This is a genomic window from Hydrogenophaga sp. NFH-34, from assembly GCF_021401345.1.
Taxonomy (GTDB): Bacteria; Pseudomonadota; Gammaproteobacteria; order Burkholderiales; family Burkholderiaceae_C; genus Hydrogenophaga; species Hydrogenophaga electricum.
Genome location: NZ_JACBGE010000004.1, coordinates 56,357 through 75,707, shown reverse-complemented (window position 1 = coordinate 75,707; position 19,351 = coordinate 56,357). Strand labels below are relative to the sequence as shown.

Annotated in this window: 16 protein-coding genes; 7 read left to right on the top strand and 9 right to left on the bottom strand. The window is 69.3% G+C overall.

Annotated features, from left to right (window positions below):
• Positions 1-14 precede the first annotated feature (14 nt).
• The 5 genes from L0977_RS05080 to L0977_RS05060 all read right to left on the bottom strand — a co-directional run bounded on the left by L0977_RS05080 (position 15) and on the right by L0977_RS05060 (position 6,683).
• Positions 15-497, bottom strand: coding sequence for a MarR family winged helix-turn-helix transcriptional regulator (locus tag L0977_RS05080; RefSeq protein WP_370465255.1), 483 nt, complete (start codon positions 495-497; stop codon positions 15-17).
• 146 nt (positions 498-643) lie between these two features.
• The gene (gene creD, locus L0977_RS05075) at positions 644-2,005 is read right to left on the bottom strand and encodes a cell envelope integrity protein CreD (protein ID WP_234263717.1); all 1,362 of its coding nucleotides are present in this window, start codon (positions 2,003-2,005) and stop codon (positions 644-646) included.
• 102 nt (positions 2,006-2,107) lie between these two features.
• Complete coding sequence (gene creC, locus L0977_RS05070; protein ID WP_234263715.1) at positions 2,108-3,565, bottom strand: two-component system sensor histidine kinase CreC; 1,458 nt, start codon at positions 3,563-3,565, stop codon at positions 2,108-2,110.
• A gap of 10 nt (positions 3,566-3,575) precedes the next feature.
• Positions 3,576-4,295, bottom strand: coding sequence for a two-component system response regulator CreB (gene creB / locus L0977_RS05065; RefSeq protein WP_234263714.1), 720 nt, complete (start codon positions 4,293-4,295; stop codon positions 3,576-3,578).
• 36 nt (positions 4,296-4,331) lie between these two features.
• On the bottom strand, positions 4,332-6,683 hold the full coding sequence (locus tag L0977_RS05060) for an ATP-dependent DNA helicase (RefSeq protein WP_234263713.1): 2,352 nt from the start codon (positions 6,681-6,683) through the stop codon (positions 4,332-4,334).
• A gap of 49 nt (positions 6,684-6,732) precedes the next feature.
• Here L0977_RS05060 and L0977_RS05055 point away from each other — a divergent pair, with 49 nt between their 5' ends.
• Positions 6,733-7,554: a hypothetical protein gene (locus L0977_RS05055; protein ID WP_234263712.1), complete on the top strand. Its 822-nt coding sequence runs from the start codon at positions 6,733-6,735 to the stop codon at positions 7,552-7,554.
• Between the two features lie 51 nt (positions 7,555-7,605).
• Here the strand turns inward: L0977_RS05055 and L0977_RS05050 are convergent, their stop codons facing one another.
• The 3 genes from L0977_RS05050 to L0977_RS05040 form a co-directional block, all read right to left on the bottom strand.
• Positions 7,606-9,054: an alanine/glycine:cation symporter family protein gene (locus tag L0977_RS05050; RefSeq protein ID WP_234263711.1), complete on the bottom strand. Its 1,449-nt coding sequence runs from the start codon at positions 9,052-9,054 to the stop codon at positions 7,606-7,608.
• 69 nt (positions 9,055-9,123) lie between these two features.
• Entirely contained in the window at positions 9,124-10,152 is a 1,029-nt protein-coding gene (locus tag L0977_RS05045) for an asparaginase domain-containing protein (RefSeq protein ID WP_234263710.1), read from the bottom strand.
• Positions 10,149-10,883: an aspartate/glutamate racemase family protein gene (locus tag L0977_RS05040; protein ID WP_234263709.1), complete on the bottom strand. Its 735-nt coding sequence runs from the start codon at positions 10,881-10,883 to the stop codon at positions 10,149-10,151. The genes L0977_RS05045 and L0977_RS05040 overlap by 4 nt, the downstream gene beginning before the upstream one ends.
• Positions 10,884-11,082: 199 nt before the next feature.
• Here L0977_RS05040 and L0977_RS05035 point away from each other — a divergent pair, with 199 nt between their 5' ends.
• Positions 11,083-11,931, top strand: a complete 849-nt coding sequence (locus L0977_RS05035) for a helix-turn-helix domain-containing protein (protein ID WP_234263708.1) — start codon at positions 11,083-11,085, stop codon at positions 11,929-11,931.
• Positions 11,932-11,954: 23 nt separating this feature from the next.
• On the opposite strand, the gene msrB is transcribed toward L0977_RS05035, so the two are convergent.
• Positions 11,955-12,365: a peptide-methionine (R)-S-oxide reductase MsrB gene (msrB, locus tag L0977_RS05030; RefSeq protein ID WP_234263707.1), complete on the bottom strand. Its 411-nt coding sequence runs from the start codon at positions 12,363-12,365 to the stop codon at positions 11,955-11,957.
• A gap of 206 nt (positions 12,366-12,571) precedes the next feature.
• Between msrB and L0977_RS05025 the strand changes: the two genes are divergently transcribed.
• The 5 genes from L0977_RS05025 to L0977_RS05005 all read left to right on the top strand — a co-directional run bounded on the left by L0977_RS05025 (position 12,572) and on the right by L0977_RS05005 (position 19,327).
• Complete coding sequence (locus L0977_RS05025) at positions 12,572-14,215, top strand: 3-(methylthio)propionyl-CoA ligase (protein WP_234263706.1); 1,644 nt, start codon at positions 12,572-12,574, stop codon at positions 14,213-14,215.
• Positions 14,216-14,219: 4 nt separating this feature from the next.
• Positions 14,220-15,500, top strand: coding sequence for an ABC transporter substrate-binding protein (locus L0977_RS05020; protein ID WP_234263704.1), 1,281 nt, complete (start codon positions 14,220-14,222; stop codon positions 15,498-15,500).
• A gap of 141 nt (positions 15,501-15,641) precedes the next feature.
• Positions 15,642-16,874, top strand: a complete 1,233-nt coding sequence (locus L0977_RS05015) for a branched-chain amino acid ABC transporter substrate-binding protein (RefSeq protein WP_234263703.1) — start codon at positions 15,642-15,644, stop codon at positions 16,872-16,874.
• Positions 16,875-17,015: 141 nt separating this feature from the next.
• The gene (locus L0977_RS05010) at positions 17,016-18,035 is read left to right on the top strand and encodes a branched-chain amino acid ABC transporter permease (RefSeq protein WP_234263702.1); all 1,020 of its coding nucleotides are present in this window, start codon (positions 17,016-17,018) and stop codon (positions 18,033-18,035) included.
• A 5-nt stretch (positions 18,036-18,040) separates the two neighbouring features.
• Positions 18,041-19,327: a branched-chain amino acid ABC transporter permease gene (locus L0977_RS05005; RefSeq protein WP_234263701.1), complete on the top strand. Its 1,287-nt coding sequence runs from the start codon at positions 18,041-18,043 to the stop codon at positions 19,325-19,327.
• Positions 19,328-19,351: the final 24 nt, after the last annotated feature.

Here is a 19,351-nt window from a genome sequence, read left to right as displayed (position 1 = left end):
GAAGAAAACAGGGGTTAACCCTGATCCGCCGGGGGCGTGCCGCCGAGGTGCACGAACTTGCGCAGCAGGCGCAGGAACTCGGCCTGTTCGGCCGGCGTCAGCGGCTGCAGCAACTGCTGGTACATCGGCGCCACGCGCGGCAGCATGGCGGCCAGCACCGCTTCGCCTTCGGGCGTCAGGTGCAGGGCGCGCTGGCGCCGCGGCAGCAGCTCGCGCACGATCCAGCCCTTGCCTTCGAGCCGGGTGGCGATGTCGGCGGTGGTGGAGGTGTCCAGCGCCACCTTGTCGGCCAGCGTCACCTGGTCGATGCCGGGCGCTTCCTGCAGTGTGCGCAGGATGGCGTACTGCACCGGGGTGACCTGCCGGCCGTGGGTGTCATGGAACACCGAAACGGCCATCTGGTGGGCGCGGCGGATCAGGTGGCCGGGTTCGCCCTGCAGCGCGAGGTCGCCGGGCGGCGGGGCGTCGGAGATCGGGGCGGGCGGTGTCAGGCTCATGGGCCAGGGATTATCAAGCCCCGCCGGCGCGCCACCCCGCCGCATGCGCCAGGCGCGTTCCAGCGCGCCCATCAACCGTTGCCGATGCTGCCGCGCCTGGCGTGGGCTGCGCGGAGCCAGGTCGGGGGTGGTGGTGTGCACGGCGTTCACCCGGGGTGGTGGGCGGTGGCGGCGGGCCGGGCGTCGGTGCCCATCACGCTGTACCAGTCGAGCCGGCGCGTGGCGACCATGATGGCGGCGAGCACACCGAACAGCAGCAGCGAGCCCATCATGAGCGCGTTGTCTTCCGACACCAGGATGCCGTAGAGCACGCCGTACAGCGCGACCAGCATGCCTGCGAGCCCGAGGCCGGCGTGCCAGCCGCCCAGCACGTGGCGCAGGTAGTGGCCGAGCAGGGTGATGCAGGCGCCGCTGGCGGTCAGGTAGGCCAGGGCAAAGGGCATGTGTTCCGAAAGCGAAAGCAGCAGCAGGAAGAACAGCACCATGGCCGAGCCCACCATCAGGTACTGCATGGGGTGGATGCGCCAGCGCTTGACCATCTCCAGCACGAAGAAGGCGGCGAAGGTCAGCAGCACGAACAGCAGGCCGTATTTGGTGGCGCGGTCGGCCAGGCGGTAGGGGTCGACCGGGTCCGACAGCGAGACCCCGAAGGCTTCGACCGCGCCGGCCGGCTCGCGCAGGTGGGTGAGGAACTGCTGCTGTGCCCGCGTCGACAGCGAGGGGATGCGCCAGGTGGCCTCGAAACCGCCTTCGCCCACCTGGCGCTGGCTGGGCAGCAGGTCGCCGTCGAAGCTGGGGTGCGGCCAGGGCGAGCGCAGGTGCACGGTGTTTTCGTGGGCCAGCGGCATCCAGGCGATGCGACCGGTGCCGGCCAGATGCAGGTCGAGCTGCACCTCCAGCACCGTGTCGGGTGTGGCCGCTGCCGCCGGCAGCAGGCCGGTCAGCGGCAGGGCGGCCGGGCTGCCGGCGGGGGACGGTGTCACGGTCAGGTCCTGGCCGTTGACCCGCAGACGCGGGGCGCTGCGCAGGCCGCGCAGGTCGCTGGTGCCCAGCAGCAGGCGCGGCTGCCCGAGCGTGACCTGGCCCTCGCTGGCGCGCGGCCGCACGGGCTGGACGACGAAGCGACCGCGTGCCTGCTGTTCGCTGGTGTAGACCGTGACCGGGAAGATGCCGCGCTGGCGCACCTCGGTGTCGAGGCTGGCATCCACCGCCCAGGTCTGCGGGAACTGGATCGCGACGGCTTCGCGCGTTTTCATCTCGGTGTGTGGCTGGCCGGGCAGGCCCGGTGTGTCCACGCGCACCGGGTAGGTTTCGGTGTAGGGAATGGCCAGCACCGGGCCGGACAGCGTCTGTTCGCCGGCATGCGCGCGGGCGATCTGTTCGACCGCCGCCTGGCGGGTCTGCCGGCGCTCGTCGACGAGGCCGCTCACCGTGGCCAGCGCGGTTGCCAGCAGCGCCGTCAGCAGGCCGATGGCGAGCAGTTTGCTCAGAAGGGGAAAACGGTTCATGGAAGCTCCTGTGAGGGGGGGCGTCCATTCTGGAAAGCGCTGCCGAAGCCGTCGCGGAGGGCGTGTGAAACCGGGGCGAAGGCGTGTGAAGCGGGGGTGAAATCAGCGCCCGGCCGGCGGCCGCAGCGGCAGGCGCCAGCGCACCTGGCAGCCTGGCGGCGGCTGCCGGTTGCCCAGGCTCACCTCGCCGCCGTGCAACTGGCAGACCTCGTGCACGAGGCACAGGCCGAGCCCGGAGCTGCGTTCCTGGCCGGCGCCGCGCGGCAGCGAGTAGAAGCGGTCGAAAACCCGCGCCAGCGCGTAGTCGGGAATGCCCGGCCCGCTGTCGGCGAGCGTCCAGACCCAGTGCGCGCCGTCGCGGGCGATGCCGATAGTCAGCGCGCTGTCTTCGGGCGCGAAGTCGATGGCGTTGTCCAGCAGGTTGCGCAGTGCCTGCGCCAGCAGGAAGCGGTTGCCGCGCAGCGGGGCGGCGGCCCACGGCCCGCCGTCGACCCGCAGCCGCTTGGTGCGCAGGCGGGGTTCGAGCGCGCGCAGCGCGTCGTGGGTGAGGGCGGTCAGGTCGACCTCTTCCACGTCGGTCAGCTGCCGCATGTGCTCGACCTCGGCCAGTGTCAGCAGGCGTTCGATGAGCTGCTGCAGCCGGCCGGTCTGGGTCTCGATGTGGTGGGCGAAGCGCTGGCGTTCCGCGTCGGGCAGCGGCTCCTGCAGCAGCTCGGCCGCACCGCGGATGGCGGCCAGCGGGCTCTTGAGTTCGTGCGTCAGCGTGTGCACGTAGTGTTCGACATAGGCCCGGTCTTCCAGCTTCAGGTGCATGCGTTCGAGCGCGCTGGCCAGGTCGGTGAACTCGGTGTTGCCGCTGAGCCGGCCCAGGCGCGGCAGCGGCACGCGCTCGCCGCGCGACACCGCCAGCGCGTAGCCGCGCAGCCGCGACAGCGAGCTGGCCAGCCACCAGCTCACCAGCAGGCCCATGACCAGGGTCAGGCCGAGCACGCCCCACGACCAGCGCAGCACGCGGTCCTGGCTGCGCCGGATGTAGGGCTCCAGCGATTGGTTGGGGCGCGAGACCGTGAGCGCGCCGATGATGCGATCGCCATCGCGCACGGGCGCGGCCACGTGCATCACGGTGTCGTTGGGCCGGTCGGCGCTGGCCGGGCTGGAGCGGGCGCCGTATTCGCCGCGCAGCGTGCGGTAGACGTCGTTCCAGCGCGAATGGTCCTGCCCGACGGTCAGGCCCTGCGAGTCGAAGCGCACGATGCCCTGCGCGTCGGTGACCGTGATCCGCAGGTCGACCCGGTCCTTGTCGAAGCCGTGGATGCGGGCCTGCGGGCGGGCGCTGGCCAGCGCCGTCATCGCGTCGGCGAACGCGCCGTCGCCGATGTGGCCGGCCTTCAGGTCGGGCGCGGCCAGTTGCGCCAGCGCCTGGGCAGTGTCGACCAGGCTGTCTTCCATGGCCAGGCGCGTGCCGGGCTTGATCTCTTCGGTGAAGACGCGCAGCACCACCACGGCCGACAGGCCCAGCACCAGGAAGAAGGCCAGCAGCAGCCGCAGTCCGATGCGCATGGTGGGCCGTTCAGTCCGGCAGGCGGATCGCGTAGCCCATGTGGCGGTGGGTCTGGATCAGCTCGCTCTCCAGCCCGCGTTCGCGCAGCTTGGCGCGCAGCAGCTTGATGTGCGCATCGATGGTGCGCTCGGAAGTGTCGGGCGCGTCGGCCCAGACCAGGTCCATCAGTTCGGCGCGCGTGAAGATGCGCAGCGGCCGGCGCATCAGCGTGGCCAGCAGCAGGTATTCGTAGCGGGTGAGGGCCAGCGGTTCGCCGCGGCAGTGCACGCGCTGCGCCGCTTCGTCGAGCACCAGCGTGCCCGCTGGCGGTGGCGGCGGTGGCACGGGTTCGGGCGGCCGGGCCGGCGGGGCATCGGGGTCCGGCCGGCGCGTGCGCCGCAGGATGGCGCGGATGCGGGCACAGACTTCGCGCGGCGAGAAGGGCTTGGTCACGTAGTCGTCGGCGCCCAGCTCCAGCCCGAGCACGCGGTCGATCTCTTCCGAGCGCGCCGTGAGGAAGACGATGGGCAGTTCGCTGTGGCGCTGGATCTCGCGGCACAGGTCGAAGCTGTTGCCGTCGGGCAGGCCGACGTCGAGCAGGGCCAGGTCGGGCGGCTGCTGCCGGAACGCGGCCAGCGCTTCCTGCACCAGGCGCACGTGCGTGACGCCGAAGCCTTCGCTGCGCAGCACGTAGAGCAGGGTGTCGGCGATGGCCTGCTCGTCTTCGAGCAGCAGGATCTGGGCGGCCATGGGTTCAGCGGGGCAGGGCGGAAGCGGTGCCGGCGATCATACCGGCGGGGGGCATTCGGTCACGGCCGGTGGCCACCATGCGGGCAGCAGGCGCCGCACCTCGGCCCGGGTGTAGCGGTCGTCGAGCAGCCAGACGGTGCCGTTGTCGTGTTCGGTCCGGATCACGCGGCCGGCCGCCTGCACCACCTTCTGCAGGCCGGGGAACAGGTAGGTGTAGTCGTGGCCGCGGCCAAAGCGGGTCTGCAGGCGCTGGCGCAACTGCTCGTTGACGGGGCCGACCTGCGGCAGCCCCAGTGTCGCCACGAAGGCGCCGATCAGGCGCTGGCCGGGCAGGTCGATGCCTTCGCCGAAGGCCCCGCCCAGCACGGCAAAGCCGATGCCCTGGCCGTCGGGCTGGAAGCGGGCGATGAAGGCGTTGCGGTCGGGTTCGCTCATGCCGCGGGTCTGGGCCCAGGTGGGCACGTTCGGGTGGCGCTGGCGCAGGCGGTCGAGCGCCTGTTCCAGGTAGTCGAAGCTGCTGAAGAAGGCCAGGTAGTTGCCGGGTGCCTCGCGGTACTGGCGGGCCAGCACCTCGGCGATGGGCGTGAGCGAGGCCTGGCGGTGCGACCAGCGGGTCGAGATGGCTGGCGCCACGCGCACCGCGAGCTGGTCGGGCGCGAACGGGGCCGGCACGTCGAGGCGGCGGGTGGCGGCCGGCAGGCCCAGCATGTCGGCCACGTAGTCCATGGGCGAGAGCGTGGCCGAAAACAGCGTCGTGGCGGGCGCGGCTTCCCAGCGGCTGGCCAGCAGCGGCGCCGGCACCAGGCAGCGCAGGCTGAGCACCGGTTGCGCGACCCGGGTGCGTGGCGGGCGCGGCCGCAGGCTGGGGGTGAGGTCGCACAGGGCGTGGTCGCCAAAGGTCTCGCTCACGCGCAGGAACTGCAGCGCGTCGAAGTACCAGCGCTGCAGCGGGCTGTCGCCCAGGCCGTCGGCCGGGTGCGTGGCCAGGTGGTCGGCGATCTCGCCGCACAGGGCCTGCAGCGCGGCCATGAAGTCGGCCGGCAGGCCGGGCAGCACCGTGTGGGCGCCCGCAAGCTGCCGGGCCAGGGCGTTCCAGGGCCGGTGCAGGCGCTCGAAGGCCTTGTGCAGGGCTGGTGGCGCGAGCGGGCGCAGGAGCTGGAAATCGGCGGGCTCAAGCGCGGCGCTGTACATGCCGCGGGCGCGCTCGATCAGGTTGTGCGCCTCGTCGATCAGCAGGGCCACGCGCCAGCCCTGCGCCACCGCCAGCCCGTGCCAGTGCGCGCCCAGGTCGAAGAAGTGGTTGTAGTCGCCGACCGCCACGTCGGCCGCGGGCAGCATTTCCTGCCCCAGGTGGTAGGGGCAGATCTGGTGCGCCAGCGCGGTCTCGCGCAGCGCGGCCTGGTCCAGGTGCGGCACGCGCACGGCGGCTTCGCGCGCTGCGGGCAGGCGGTCGTAGAAGCCGCGGGCCAGCGGGCAGGCGTCGCCGTGGCAGGCCTTGTCGGGGTGTTCGCAGGCCTTGTCGCGTGCCACGCGCTCGATCACGCGCAGCGGCGCGGCGGCCGGTCCGGCGCCCGCCGACAGGTGCGCCAGCGCGTCGAGCGCGAGCTGGCGCCCGGTGGTGCGTGCGGTCAGGTAGAACAGCTTGTCGTGCGCGCCGGCCGGCATCGCGCGCAAGGCGCCGAACAGGGTGGCGACGGTCTTGCCGATGCCGGTGGGCGCCTGCGCCATCAGCGGCTGGCCGGCCTTGTGACAGCGGTAGACGGCCGCGGCCAGGTCGCGCTGGCCGGCCCGGAAGCGGGCGAAGGGAAAGGGCAGGGTCTGGAGCCAGGCGTTGCGCGCGCGCCGGTGTGCCTGCTCCTGCCGGGCCCAGCCGCTGTAGCGTTGGCACAGATCGGCAAAGTGGGCCTGCAGCGCGGCGGCATCGTGGGTCTGCACGAGCGGGGTTTCCACCCCGGTGTCGATGTTGAAGTAGATCAGCGCCAGCGTGATCTGCGCCAACCCCAGTTGTTCGCACAGCATCCAGCCGTAGACCCGCGCCTGCGCCCAGTGCAGGGCCTGCACCGCCGGGCTGATGAGGTGGGCGTCGCCCCGATGGGTCTTGATCTCTTCGAGCCGCCGCGCCGCCGGGTCCCAGCCGTCGGCGCGCCCCTGCACGCGCAGCCCCTGCCAGTGGCTGGCCAGGGGCACTTCGCGCTGGTAGCCCTCGCCCCGGCGGGCCGTGACCGTGCCGTGGCCGGCAATGCCTTCGGCGCCGGTGGGCGACGGGGAAAAGCGCAGGTCCAGGTCGCCGCTGCGGGCAGCGAATTCGCACAGGGCCCGCACGGCCACCGCGCCGAGCGGGGCATCGGCATCGGGTTCCGGGACCAGGGAAGGGGCGGTGGCGGTCAAGGCGGCTCTCGGCTTGTGGCCCGGATGGTACTGGATATATAGTCAGTTCATGGAGTTCGTCGCCCCCGTTCTGACCCGCCAGCACCACCGCCGCCTGCGCGAGATTTACCGCTCCGCGGGCTGGCCCTGCGCCGACATGCTGGAGGTCGAGCTGCTGGCGGCCGGCCTGCTGGAGCGGCGCTGTTCGGACCAGGGACACGAGACCCTGCGCGTGACCGATGCCGGCATCCAACTGCTGGCGCAGGTGTTCGCCGGCAACAAGGCGGCGCGCTCGCCGCACGAAACCCTGGTCGAGCAGGTGGCGCAGGCCATGAGCCGCGCGGGCCGGCTGGCCTGGCGCGGGCTGATGCTGCGGGTGCCCTTGCCGCGCGCGCTGCTGGACGGTGAGGCGCAGGCCCCGGTGGTGGCCGAGCCCGCGCCGGCCTGGGCCGGGCAGTTGCCCGCGTTCGAGGCCGGCCAGCCGCCATCGGCCACCGAACCGGCGCACGGCTGGTGCATGGCCTGCCCCGATGTGTTTTCGGTCCGCCGTACCTCGGTCGAGGCCTACCTCGAACCCGTGGTGCACGAGATCAAGGTCAGCCGCGCCGATCTGTTGGGCGATCTGAAGAAGCCGGCCAAGCGGGCGGCGTACCTCGCGCTTGCGGGCACCTGCTGGTATGTGCTGGGCCACGACGCGCGCGGCCGGCGCATCGCCGAACCCGAGGAAGTTCCGGCCGAGTGCGGGGTCATGTACGCCCGCGATGGGGCGCTGACCATGGCGCGCGAGGCGCCCCGGCGTGCGCTGGAGCGCCTGCCGTTCCACGTCTGGATGGCGCTGGCCCAGACCGGCCCCGCCGTGCGGGACGAGGAGCCGCTGCAGGCGACCTTCTGAGCGCAAAAAAAGCCCTGCCGGGTGGGCAGGGCTTGCGGGGCTGGTGGGCGGTCAGTGGGTGGTCTGGCGCGGGCGATTGCGTTCGGGGTCCCAGGCGGTCTTGTCCAGGTCCAGCTCGGGAAAGCGGGCGGCGTCGAACACGGGGCGCTCGTTGCCGGCCTTCAATTGGGCCCGGTAGTCGTTGAGGACCCGGATCGCCACCGGGAACAGCATCAGGATCACGACCAGGTTCACCAGGGCGAGCAGGCCCATCAGCGGATCGGAAAAGAAGAACACCGAGGTCGCGCCCGGTGCGCTGGCACCCAGCAGCACGACGCCGATCACCAGCACGCGCAGCACGTGGATGGCGGCGGGGCGGTTGATGAACTCGACCAGGGCCGTTTCGCCGAGGTAGTAGTTGTACATGATCGAGCTGAACGCAAACAGGAAGACGGCGAAGGTCAGGTAGTACTGGGCCCAGCTGCCCAGGTGGTGCACCAGCGACTGCTGGGTCAGGACCACGCCGCTGACACCTTCGGCTCCGGGCACGTACACGTCGCCCAGCAGGATGACGAAGGCCGTGGCCGAGCAGACCAGGATGGTGTCGATGAACACCGACAGCGATTGCGTGATGCCCTGGCTGATGGGGTGGTAGACGTCGGCCGTGGCGGCCACGTTGGGCGCCGAACCCAGGCCGGCCTCGTTGGAGAACAGGCCACGGCGCAGGCCCTGGGCCACGGCCGCACCGACGCCGCCGCTGACGGCTTCCTCGAACCCGAAGGCGTTGGCAAAGATCGATCCCAGCACCCGGGGCAGCTCGCCGAGGTTCATGGCGATGATCAGCAGGGCCACGCCGATGTAGCTCAGCGCCATCACGGGCACGATCACGTCGGCCGCCTTGGCAATGCGGTGGATGCCGCCGTAGATGATGAAGCCCGTGATGACGGCCAGCACGCAGCCCGTGACCAGGCGGTCGATGCCGAGGCTGTCGTTGACGGCGCCGGCAATGGTGTTGCCCTGGAAGGCGTTGAAGCCGAAGGCGAACGAGCCGATCAGGCAGACCACATAGACGACGGCCAGCCAGCGGTAGGACTCACCCAGGCCGTGCCGGATGTAGGTGGCGGGGCCGCCCCGGAAGGCGCCGTCGGGCGTGCGCCGTTTGTAGATCTGGGCCAGCGTGCATTCGATCAGGCTGGTGGCCATGCCGACCAGGGCGATCGCCCACATCCAGAACACCGCGCCCGGGCCGCCCAGCGTGATGGCCACGGCGACGCCGGCGATGTTGCCGCCCCCCACCCGGCCGCCGACCGAAATCATCAGCGCCTGCCGGGCGCTGATCTGGTTGGGGTCGGCGGTCTCGTTGCGGGGCCACAGCACGCGGAACATGCGGCCGAAGAACCGCAACTGGACGAACCCGCTCATGAGGGTCATGAACACCCCGAAGATGACCAGAATGGGGATCAGCGACCACCCCCAGGTCAGGTCCTCCAGCAGGGTGAACAGTTTGGTGACGACTTCCATGGCACTTCTCCTACTTCGTTGAAAAACCGCGGTGCCCGCCCGCCAGGGCCGGCGGGTGCGACGGGGGCTTCAGGCCGGGGTGGCCGTGGGCGAGCATTCACCGCGCCAGGGGCGGGGGAGTTGCTGGCGGATCAGGTCGGGATCGAACCCCAGCGCCAGCAGGTGGTGCAGCTTGGTCACCGCCGCTTCCAGGGTGAGGTCCAGTCCGCCGACCACGCCGGCCTGGGCCCAGGCCGTGCCGGTGGCGTAGGCCGCGCTGATGCGGCCGCGCACGCACTGGCTGACGTTGACGATGACGGTGCCCCCGGCGCTGGCCTGTGCCAGCAGCTCCAGAAACCCGGGCAGGGAGACGGGGCCGTTGCCGGCGCCGTAGGACTGCAGCACCAGGCCGCCCAGGGGCGGTGCCAGGAAGCGGCGCAGCCGTTCCACCTGCAGGCCGGGCCACAGGCGCAGGACGGCGACGTCGGCGCGCGCTGGCGGCACGAGCTGGAACGCTTCGGCATCGGGCAGGGGCAGGGCCTGGCCCGGGCCGGTTTCGAGGGCGATGCCGGCGCGCGCCAGCGGTGCGCAGTGCGGCGAGTCGAAGGCGTCCAGTTCGTCGCTCGCGACCTTGGTGGCCCGGTTGCCCCGCATCAGACGGCCATGGAAGAACAGCATCACTTCCGGCAGGGGGTGGTCGGCCGCCAGTTGCAGCGCGCCGATCAGGTGGTTGCGCGCGTCGCTGCGGGCTTCGCCCAGCGGGATCTGCGCCCCGGTGAGGATGACGGGCTTGCGCAGGCCCCGCAGCGCGAACGACAGCGCGGACGCGGTGTAGGCCATCGTGTCGGTGCCGTGGATGACGACGAAGCCGTCGAAAGCGTCGTAGTGCTTGGCGAGGGTCTGGGCGATGGCCAGCCAGTCGGCGGGCAGGGCTTCGGCGCTGTCGATCAGGCGCTCGGTTTCGATCAGCGTCCAGTGCGGCAGCCCGCCCGTGCCGGGGGCTGGCAGGTGCTGGGCCAGGGCCTGCTGCAGCCCTCGATCCGGCACGTACCCGGCGGCCGAGCGCACCATGCCCAGCGTGCCGCCGGTGTAGAGCAGCCCGATGCGGCGCGCGCTCATGGCTGCATCCCGCCGGGCGGCGGTGTCAGGGAGCGGCGGGCCAGCGCCAGCGCCAGCAGGTCGGTCACGTCGATGGTGCGCAGGCGCTCGCTGTGGAAAGGGATCAGGGGCAGTTCGGTACAGGCCAGCAGCGCGGTGTCGGCGGCCAGACCGTCGAGCAGGCGGCCGAAGCGTTCGACGATGTCGGGGGCGTCGCCGCCCCGGTGCTTCACGTCGTAGATGATCCGGTGCAGCGCGTCCAGGTCGGCCGGCACCTCGATCTGTGCGGTGCGCGGCAGGTGCCGGTAGGCCGACCAGGGGCCCAGGTCCATCACCGGCCGGGCGCCCAGCAAGGCCACCCGCGACAGGCGCTGTTCGACCAGGTAGTCGCGGGCCACGTCGGCCATGGACACCAGTTGTGCGGGCAGGTTCAGGCCGGCCAGCGCCTCGGCATAGTGGTTGAGCGTGTTGCAGGCGATGCCGTAATGGTCCACATGGGCGGCCAGCGCCGTGGCGGTGCGCCGCATCGCGGCCCAGACCTCGGCATCGTGGGTGGCCAGCTCCATGGACAGTCCCAGGGAGGGGACCGAGAAGATCACCACCTCGGGCGCGTCGAGGTCGCCCCGGTAGGCCTCGCCCAGCAACTGGCGGTTGGCGCGCAGGATCTTGTTCCAGAGATCCACGCCGGCCTCGGGGCCGGAGCCGGTGATGATGCCGATGCGGCTGCGAGCGGGACGGGGGGCAAGGGACATGCGCGGCGGCTCCGGGGAAAAAAGGCGGGTTTCGGGGGGGGACGGCGCAATTTAAGGCGTCCGTTCTGCGGACGCAATTGCGCTGCCCGCGCAGCAATGGCGCTGACTGGTGCTAAGCTGGCGCCAAGTAGCGCCATGGCTGCCCGGATGGGGGCCCGGGTGTCCCCCAGAGCTGTGGCACGGCCACGGGAGCAGCGCCATGCAGACCGGTTCTCGCGACCACCACACCCCCGACGACTTCTGCCGCAATCTGCGGCTGGCGTGCAGCTTTCACCCCTCCATCGCGCAGGTGTGCCGGCGGCTCGACCTGAACCGCGCCCAGTTCAACAAGTACCTGAGCGGCGCGGCCAGACCGTCGGCGCACACCCTGCTGCGCATAGGCGACTTTTTCGGGCTGGAGTCGCACGAAATGCTGCTGCCCCACAGCCGCTTTGCCCAACTGCTGAGCCTGCGTCCGGCGCGGCCCGCCCGGCCGACCGAGGCGGACGATCCGCTGGCCCGCCACCTGGAAGGGCTGCGGCGGCGTTCGCGCGGCAGCCTTGACAAATACCTGGGCTACTACTTCGAGTACTACCACTCGATGGCCTTCCCCGGGTACGTGCTGCGCAGCCTGTTCGTGCTGTACCGGCAGGGCGATGACGTCTGCTACCGCCGCATGGAGCGGCTGAGCCACCTGGGGCAGCCGGCCAGCGGCTTTCGCTGCCGCTACCTGGGGGTGGCGCTGCTGCTGAACGAACGCATCATCCTGATCGACTACGAATCGCTCACCAGCAACGAGGTGACGGAGACCATCCTGTACCCGACCTACAAGAGCCGCGTGAACAGCCTCACGGGGCTGAAGATCGGGGTGTCAGCCGCCGACCGTCGCGAGCCGGCCTGTGCCCGCGTGGTGCTGCAGTTCCTGGGCCAGCGCATCCACGTGCGCGGGGCCTTGCGGCAGTGTGGTCTGCTGTCGCCCGATCCGGCGTTGATCGGGGCCGACGTGCTCAGCCGCATCGACAACCGCGGCACCGACGGCCAGCACCATTTTCTGGGGCTGCCTTATTGAATGCGGCTGGCCGGCGGCGTCGCTCATTCCGGCAGGTGCTCCAGCGCTGCCGAGTTCATGCAGTAGCGCAGGCCGGTGGGCGTGGGGCCGTCTTCGAACACGTGGCCCAGGTGGGCGCCGCACTGGCTGCACACGGTTTCGGTGCGCACCATGCCGTGGCTGCGGTCGACGATCTCGGTGATGGCGCCCGGGACGGCCTTCCAGAAGCTGGGCCAGCCGCAGCCGGCGTCGAACTTGGTGCCGGCATCGAACAGGTGGTTGCCGCAGCAGATGCAGTGGTAGCTGCCGTCGGCCCAGACGGCTTCGTACTTGCCCGTGAACGGGCGTTCGGTGTGTGCGTGGCGGGTGACCGCGAAGGCCGACGGCTCGGCACCTTTTTCGGCCAGGACGGCCTGCCATTCGGCATCGGTTTTCTGGATGGGGTAGTCGCTCATGGGGGCTCCTGGAAAAGGGGCGCCGGCCGCGGCCGGTGGCTTCGGTGCATTGTCTCTCCGGTGATCCGGGCGCGGTGGCCGCGGGGATATAGGGGGAGCCCCGGCTGGGAAGCCGGGGCCGAATCGGGCATGATGTGGGGTGTTCTGCGAACGACCGTTCGTTTTTCGGTTTCCACCTTTTTTCATAGATCACAGGAGATGCTCCCATGCTGGGACAGATGCAAAGCCAGCCGTTGTTGATTTCGAGCCTGATCGTTCACGCGGATCGCCATCACCACACCACGGAAATCGTGTCCCGCCGGGTGGAGGGTGACATCCACCGCACCACCTGGGGCGGTGTGGCCCGGCGTGCGCGCCAGATCGCCAACGCGCTCGACGCCCTGCACCTGGGCTTTGGCGAGCGCGTCGGCACGCTGGCCTGGAACGGCTACCGCCACCTGGAGCTGTATTTCGGTGTCAGCGGCTCGGGCCGTGTGCTGCACACCATCAACCCGCGCCTGCATCCCGAACAGCTGGCCTGGATCGTCAACCACTCCGACGACCGCGCCCTGTGTTTCGACATGAGCTTCCTGCCGCTGGTGCAGGCCATCTGGAGCAAGTGCCCGGGGGTCAAGCACTGGATCGCGCTGTGCGACGCCGACAAGCTGCCCGAAGGCAGCGGCATCCCCGGTCTGCAGAGCTACGAGGCCTGGGTCGATGCCCAGCCGGACACCTACACCTGGCCGGAGTTCGACGAAAACTGTGCCTCCAGCCTGTGCTACACCAGCGGCACCACGGGCAACCCCAAGGGCGCCGTGTACTCGCACCGCTCCACGCTGCTGCACGCCTACGGTGCGGCGCTGCCCGACGCGCTGGGCTGCTCGGCACGCGACGCCATCCTGCCGGTGGTGCCGATGTTCCACGTCAACGCCTGGGGCCTGCCGTATTCGGCGGCGGCCGTGGGCAGCAAGCTGGTGTTCCCGGGCCCGGCGCTGGACGGCAAGTCGGTGTACGAACTCATTGAAGGCGAGCAGGTGTCCATGGCCGCCGGCGTGCCCACCGTGTGGCAGATGCTGCTCGGCCACGTGCAGGGCAACGGCCTGAAGTTCAGCACGCTCAAGCGCACCGTGATCGGTGGCTCGGCCTGCCCGCCGGCCATGATCTCGGCCTTCAACGACCAGTACGGCGTCGAGGTGCTGCACGCCTGGGGCATGACCGAGATGTCGCCGCTGGGCACAGTCTGCACGCTCAAGAACGCGCAACTGGCCCTGCCGTCCGAAGAGCAACTGAAGGTGCGCCTCAAGCAGGGCCGCAGCGTCTACGGTGTCGACATGAAGATCGTCAACGACGCTGGCGAGGAACTGCCCTGGGACGGCAAGGCCTACGGCGACCTGCTGGTGCGCGGCCCCTGGATCATCGCCAGCTACTTCAAGGGCGAGGGCGGTGATCCGCTGCAGTACGACGCGGCCGGCCGCGGCTGGTTCCCCACCGGCGACGTGGCCACCATCGACGCCGACGGCTTCATGCAGATCACCGACCGCAGCAAGGACGTGATCAAGTCCGGCGGCGAATGGATCAGCTCCATCGACGTGGAAAACATCGCCATGGCGCACCCGGGCGTGGCCATGGCCGCCTGCATCGGCATGAAGCACCCCAAGTGGGACGAGCGGCCCATCGTGGTGGTGGTGAAGAAGCCGGGTGCCGAAGTCACGCGCGAGGAGTTGCTGCACTTCTACGACGGCAAGATTGCCAAGTGGCAGATCCCGGACGACGTGGTCTTCGTCGACGCGATTCCGTTGGGCGCAACCGGCAAGATGCAGAAGATGACGCTGCGGCAGCAACTGGCCGACTACCGCCTGCCGGGGCTCTGACACCATGCCACTGCCGGCACCGCTGAGCCGCAGGCGGTTGCTGGCCTGGCTGGCATCGGGCCTGCCGGCGGCCGGCATCGCGGGGCTCGGCGGCGTGGCGCCGGGGGTAAGGGCCCAGGCCCGCCGGGAAGTCCGGCTGGCGTTCATCGATCCCCTGTCGGGGCCCGCTGGTGACATCGGCCGCAACAGCCTGCGAAGCTGGCAGTTTCTGGCCGAAAAACTGGGCGGCAACGCCCATCCCGCGGGGCTGCAACTGCGGGTGGCGGGTTTCGACAACAAGGCCTCGCCGCAGGAGAGCCTGAACGCCCTGAAGGCCGCCATCGACCACGGCTTCCGCTACATCGTGCAGGGCAATGGATCGGGCGTCTCGGCGGCCCTGTCGGAGGCCATCGTCCGGCACAACGGGCGCTTTCCCCGGCAACAGGTGCTGCTGATCAACTACGCCGCGATGGACCCGGCCCTGACCAGCGAACGGTGCACCCCCTGGCACTTCCGGGTCGATGCCGACACCGCGATGAAAATGCGCGCGATGACCCGCTTCATCGCCGGGCATACCGAATGGCGGCGCATCTATCTCATCAACCAGAATTACGCGCACGGCCAGCAGTTCTCGCGCTGGTTCCGCACCGAGATGGCGCACCAGTCGGCCTATGTCGAGGTGGTCGGCGACGAGCTGCATCCGCCGTTTGCCCGGCAGGATTTCGGTCCCTATGTGGACCGCTGCCTGGCCTCGGGGGCCCAGGCGCTGGCGACCGGCAACTGGGGTGTCGACATGCTGGGCCTGGTCAAGGCCCTGCACCAGCGCGGGGCCCGCATTCCGCTGTTCGGCTACTACCCCTCACTCAACGGCACACCCGCCGCGCTGGCCGCAGGCGGCGAGCGCTTGCCGGTGTACCAGGTGGCCACCGGGCACACCAACCTGCCCGGTCCCATGAGGCCCCTGGCGGCGGAGTTCCGGCGGCGTCATGGCGAGGACCTGGTGGTGCATGCGGCCTACGACGGTGTGCGCATGCTGCTGCAGGCCATGCACGATGCCGCGTCCACCGATGTCGAGAGGGTGGGGGTGCGGCTGGAGAACCTGGTGTTCGAAGGGTTCAACGGGCCGGTGCGCATGCGGGCGCAGGATCACCAGTTGCAGACCGGGCTGTTCATCTCGCGCTGGCAGCACACCGATGCGGCCCATCCGGTGGGGGCCGAAGGCACGGACTACACCTTTGCACCGGTGGCGTATCTGGCGCCCGAGCAGGCCAGTGTCGGCACGGCGTGCCGCATGCTCCGCGGCTGAAACGGCGCGCATATAGTGCTACGGATGTGCGAGCGCAGTCGCCTGCGCGATAGGTGCTAGGGGCAATCCCTGAGTAGGTCTGCGCGGACTCCCGGTACGCTGACTGCTTCCTTACTCAACCTCGATGCAGGAGACAAGCCCGTGAAATTCGCCTACAAGTCCATCGCCGTTGCCGCGCTCGCACTCACGCTCTCCAGCGCCTTCGCCCAGAAGGGCGAAACGGTCAAGATCGCGCTGATCGATCCGCAGACGGGCCTGATGGGGCCGCTGGGTCTGAACCAGATGAAGAGCTGGCAGTTCTTCGCCGACAAGTTCACTGCCAGCAACCCGTCGGGTGTGAAGTTCGAGATCGTGGCGTTCGACAACAAGCTGAGTCCGGCCGAGAGTCTCAACGCCTTCAAGGCCGCGCTGGACCAGGGCATCCGCTACGTGGCCCAGGGCAACGGGTCGTCGGTGGCTGGCGCTCTGATCGATGCCATCAACAAGCACAACGAGCGCAATCCGGGCAAGGAGGTGGTGTTTCTGAACTATGCGGCTGTCGATCCCGACTTCACCAACAGCAAATGCAGCTACTGGCACTTCCGCTTCGACGCCGACACCTCCATGAAGCTCGAAGCGATGACGACCTTCATGAAGGACCAGAAGGATGTGCAGAAGGTCTATCTGCTCAACCAGAACTATTCGCACGGCCATCAGGTGGCCAAGTTCGCCAAGGAGAATCTGGCGCGCAAGCGGCCCGACGTGCAGATCGTCGGCGAGGACTTGCACCCGCTGGCCCAGGTGCGTGATTTCGCACCCTACATCGCCAAGATCAAGGCCTCGGGCGCCGACACGGTGATCACGGGCAACTGGGGCTCGGACCTGGCGCTGCTGATCAAGGCCGCCAACGAAGGGGGCTACAACGGCAAGTTCTACACCTACTACACGGGGGTGACCGGCACGCCGACCGCCCTTGGCACCGGGGGAGCCGGCAAGGTCTATCAGGTGGCCTACTCGCACTACAACATGGGTGGCCAGATGGGCCAGTGGATGGCTGACTTCAAGGCCAAGTACAACGACGACATGTTCACCGGCGCCGTGCCCTCGGCGTTCAACGTGCTCAGTGCCGCCATCGCCAAGGCGAAGTCCACCGACCCGGTGAAGGTGGCCGCTGCCATGGAAGGCCTGAAGATCAACAACTACAACGGCGAGGTCGAGATGCGCAAGACCGACCACCAACTGCAGCAGCCGCTGTACCTGACCGTCTGGCAGAAGGCCGATGCCAAGTACCCGTACAGCCCGGAGAACACCGGCATGACGCTGGCACCGGTCAAGGAATTCCCTTCCTACGTGTCCAGCACGCCCACCAGCTGCCAGATGAAGCGTCCGGGCTGAAGGCGGTTTGACAGGGACCCCGGGTTATCGTCGGGGCGTTGTCAAGGGGGCCGCTGGGCGGCCGCCGAATACCGATGACACCGTCTGATAAGCGGTGTCATCTTTTTTGCCGGCGATGCCGGCGCGTGAAAGGCTTTGCTCATGGAGTTCTTCATCATCTCCATGCTCAACGGGGTGAGCTACGGCTTGCTGCTGTTCATGTTGAGCTCGGGGTTGACGCTCATCTTCAGCATGATGGGTGTGCTCAACTTCGCCCACGCCAGTTTCTACATGGTGGGCGCGTACATCGGCTACACAGCCTCGCAGACGCTGGGCTTCTGGCCGGCGCTGGTGGTGGCCCCTGTCGCGGTGGGGGTGCTGGGGGCGTTGTTCGAGCGGCTGAGCCTGCGCAAGGTCCACAAGTTCGGCCATGTGCCCGAGTTGCTGGTGACCTTCGGCCTTTCCTACATCATCCTGGAACTGGTGCAGCTCATCTGGGGCCGCACGGCGGTGGAGTTCCCGCCGCCCGAGCTGCTGCGTGGACCGGCGTTCACGCTGGTCCACCACGCCAACGATTCGATCCAGTTGGTGTGGGGGGCCGCACGCGATGCGTGCAGCGTGGAAGGGACACTGTGCTCGCCGTTCCCGGCGACGCGCGCCTTCATGATGGCGGTGGCCGTGCTGATGCTGGTGGCGCTGTGGCTGCTGCTGACGCGCACGCGCATCGGCCTGGTGATCCAGGCGGCACTCTCGCACCCGGAGATGGTGGAGGCGCTGGGCCACAACGTGCCGCGTGTGTTCATGCTGGTGTTCGGCGTGGGGACGGCGCTGGCCGGCCTGGCGGGGGTGATCGGCGGCAGCACGTTCGTGACGGAACCGGCCATGGCGGCCACCGTCGGTTCGGTGATCTTCGTCGTGGTGGTGGTGGGGGGCATGGGCTCGCTGCCCGGCGCCTTCCTGGCTTCGCTGCTGATCGGGGTGATCCAGACCTTCGCGGTCGGCATGGACCATTCGTTCGTGAGCGTCGCGCAGCAACTGGGTGTGCAGCTCTCCGAAGGCCTGCAGAACAACTCCGTGCTGCGACTGACGTTGTCGCAGGTGGCGCCCATCCTGCCCTACCTGTTCCTGGTGCTCATCCTCATCTTCCGGCCCAAGGGCCTGCTGGGGACCCGGGAGACCTGAACGCCATGAAGTACTACCAATTCAAACCCCTGAACGTCGGCCGCTGGGTCATCTGGTCGCTGTTTGCGCTCGTGCTGCTGGTGTCGCCCAAGCTGTTCACCAGCAACCTGTCGGTGACCATGCTGTCGCAGATGGGCATCGCCATCATCGCCTGCCTGTCCTACAACATCCTGCTGGGGCAGGGCGGCATGCTCAGCTTCGGCCATGCGGTGTATTCGGGCCTGGGCTCGTACATGGCGATCCACGCGCTCAACAGCGTCTCGGCGGGCGATCTGGCGATCCCGGTGAGCCTGATCCCCATCGTGGGTGGTCTGGCGGGGCTGTTCTTCTCGATGCTGTTCGGCTACGTGACCACCAAGAAGGCTGGCACCACCTTCGCCATGATCACGCTCGGCATGGCCGAGCTGGTGTTCGCCATGTCGCTCATGTTTTCGGAGTTCTTCGGCGGCGAGGCCGGCGTTTCCGGCGACCGGGTGGCGGGCCAGCCCTTCATGGGCATCACCTACGGCCCGGCCGTGCAGGTGTACTACCTCATCGCCGTCTACACCTTCGTGTGCGTGGCGCTGATGTATGCCTTCACCCGCACGCCGCTGGGCCGCATCCTGAACGCGGTGCGCGACAACCCGGAGCGCGTGGAGTTCATCGGCTACAACACCCAGATGGTGCGTTACCTGGCGTTCATGATTGCCGGCTTCTTCGCCGGCATCGCGGGCGGTCTGGCGAGCATCAACTTCGAGATCGTGACCGCCGAAGTGGTGGGGCCGGTGCGTTCGGGCGGCTACCTGCTGTTCACCTTCCTGGGCGGTGCCACCTTCTTCTTCGGTCCCATCATCGGCGGCGTGCTGATGGTGCTGGCTTCGGTGCTGCTCTCCGAGCTGACCAAGGCCTGGCTGCTCTACCTGGGCCTGGTGTTTCTCTTCATGGTGATGTACGCGCCTGGCGGCATCGCCAGCCTGATCATGATGAACCTGCGCGTGGCCTCGTTCGGGCGCCTGCGCGAGGTGTGGGTCTCGTACCTGGTGCTGGGGGTGGGGGCCGTGCTCGTGCTGCTGGGGGCCGGGTCGATGATCGAGATGATCTACCACCTCAAGCTCGACGCCGCGATGGGTGACACCGTCAAGTACCTCGGCATGGAGCTGCACGTGCGCTCGGCGGGCACCTGGTTCGGCGCGCTGTTCGCCACCCTCACCAGCCTCGGAGTGTTCGAGCTGGCGCGGCGCCAGTTCCGCGCCCAGTGGTCGGCCATCCAGGCCGACATCGAGAAAGAAATCAAGCGACGGGAGACGGAATGAGCACGGCAATGCCCCCCACCGCAG